The sequence below is a fragment of the Pseudoalteromonas sp. P1-7a genome (genome assembly GCF_001401855.1).
Classification (GTDB): Bacteria; Pseudomonadota; Gammaproteobacteria; order Enterobacterales; family Alteromonadaceae; genus Pseudoalteromonas.
Map to the genome: position 1 here is coordinate 1 of NZ_LKDU01000068.1, position 2229 is coordinate 2229.

The following is a 2229-nucleotide window of genomic DNA, read 5'->3' on the forward strand; positions in this document are numbered from 1 at the left end:
CAGCAAATTAAAGAGCTAGTTAGCTTTTGTAATTTAGAGTGGCAAGCACAATGTATAGATTTTCATTTAAACACCGCGCCAGTATCTACTGCCAGTAAAGTGCAAGTACGCCAACCGCTAAACAACAAAGCCATTGGGCGTTGGAAGGCATTTAAGCCCCATACTGATGAGGCTGAGACCTACTTAAAACAACAAGATATTATAGGATGAAATATCACTTCTATTTTATATAAATTCGCTTAATTAATTTATAGTCAGGTAATTACTTTTTAAAATAAATATAAGCACTGTGACGATCAAACTAACACAGTTGCCAATGCTTACTGAAAAATATTGATAGAAAAGGAATAATATAAATGGAATAAAATTCAGCTAACGTTCCCTTGAAGGGGCCACATAGTGAGTGGTATAATTACTAAAGGATAAAAATTAAAGGATTAAAATGTTAATATTTAAAGAACTAAACTTAGTAAATATAACAAGGTTAACTAATAGTGTTGGCCACGGTGCTAGGAATGCCCCACTAGATGTTTTAGTACTACAAAGGCTTTTATTAGGTACCACAAAAAAGTATTTCGGTAAAAAAGTACTAAAGCCCGATGGATATTATGGTAGTAAAACTGAAGAGCAACTAAAGCTATTTCAATCCGCTGCATTGGGTAATAAACACCCAAGTAAAAAAGTTATACCTGATGATTTAACTCACAAAGCACTTGTAGCCTCATTAAGTCAGAACTTTCTAAAAAAGCACAAAGAAGCTGCGCTTTTAAATCAAGTTCAAGTTATTGATTATGAACACTTCATTAAAATATATAAAAAGCAGTTCCCTAATGAGCAAGCATTTAATGATCTAAAAAAACTCTTGATTGAGTGTGTAATGGATCCTCACATTACCGATATCCGATGGATTGCTTACATGTTAGCGACAGTAAAACGTGAGTGCGGACGTACCTGGAAACCAATTAAAGAGTGGGGAAAAGGAAAAGGTAAGCTGTATGGTAGCGTACACGATGTTCCAACTACTTCAACTGTAGAAAAAAACATATACTACGGAAGGGGTTATGTACAATTAACATGGGATTATAATTATAAAAAGGTTGGCGATGCTTTAGGGCTAGGAGATAAGCTCTATATAAATCCTGACCTAGCACTTAATCATAAAATTGCTTATGCAATAATGTCTTATGGCATGCGAGAAGGTTTATTTGCTAAAGCGAAGCTAGGCCAATTTATATCAGGTGCAACTTCTAATTATATTGGAGCTAGGAGAATAATTAATGGTCAAGATCACGCTTTAGAGATTGCTAATGACGCTATAATTTTTGAGCGACTATTGAAAGCGTCACGAGGTACATTTGAATTTGAAAAGTTATTATTCTCAACAAATGTAGCGTTAGCTTAACACACATATACTTTTATGGACTAACTCTTGGTGAAATTAAATATGACCTTATTTGTTATGATCTTTTTATTATGCTCGCATGTTAATGCCGCTTCACTCAATGCAGATATTAAGAATAATAACCCCTTAAAAATGCAGATACCCTCTGGTCAAAAGTTGCCTCTAGATTTTGAACTATTAACTCAAAAAAAGCTTCTTGGCTCACTAAATAAAAACGACAATTGTTCTATCAAAGACGAACATCATAACAATCGATTTGTTTCAGTTTTTAAACTAAGTTCGGGTGATAAATTGCTTGCATTAGCTTGCAACACTGGAGCATATCAAGACAGTTATTTGACCTATTATGTCAAGACGTTAACTAACATGGCTTACCCCATAACTTGGTCAGAACCTACTTTTATTGATAATAAGTGGGAGCTAAAGCAAACTAATTTACTTACCGGCAGTATTGAAATTACCGAAATAGGGAACCAATTAAAGTCTCTGCGCTTATATTCTGCTTTTGGCTCTTGCGGTTATAAAGTCAATTACACCATTTCGTTCCCACAGTTGGTTAATCTAAAACCTAATTTAATACATGCAGACAACGATTGTGGTAATGGCATTTTAGTTGACGAGTGGCCAGTAATTTCCAATTCAAAATAACATCACTAGTAATTATATTAAGGTCATATACTAATTTGATAAATGCCCCCAGTATGGGGGGATTTATCTTTTTTAAATAGCCGCTTTTATAAACTCATGCAGCACTTTAGCGCCCTGCACAACAATATAAAATTAGTAAAATACGAAGAATTAGTCGCACAGCCCGAGCAGCAAATTAA

At 34.4% G+C, this 2229-nt stretch carries 2 protein-coding genes and 1 pseudogene; all 3 read left to right on the forward strand.

Annotated features, from left to right (window positions below):
* Nucleotides 1-210: pseudogene (locus AN389_RS19405) on the forward strand (sulfotransferase family protein); the annotation flags it as partial.
* 232 nt (nt 211-442) lie between these two features.
* On the forward strand, nt 443-1402 hold the full coding sequence (locus AN389_RS19410; RefSeq protein ID WP_055017448.1) for a glycoside hydrolase family 19 protein: 960 nt from the start codon (nt 443-445) through the stop codon (nt 1400-1402).
* A 42-nt stretch (nt 1403-1444) separates the two neighbouring features.
* Nucleotides 1445-2050 (forward strand): hypothetical protein, encoded by a 606-nt coding sequence (locus AN389_RS19415; protein WP_055017447.1) that lies wholly within the window; start codon nt 1445-1447, stop codon nt 2048-2050.
* The last annotated feature ends 179 nt before the right edge of the window (nt 2051-2229 follow it).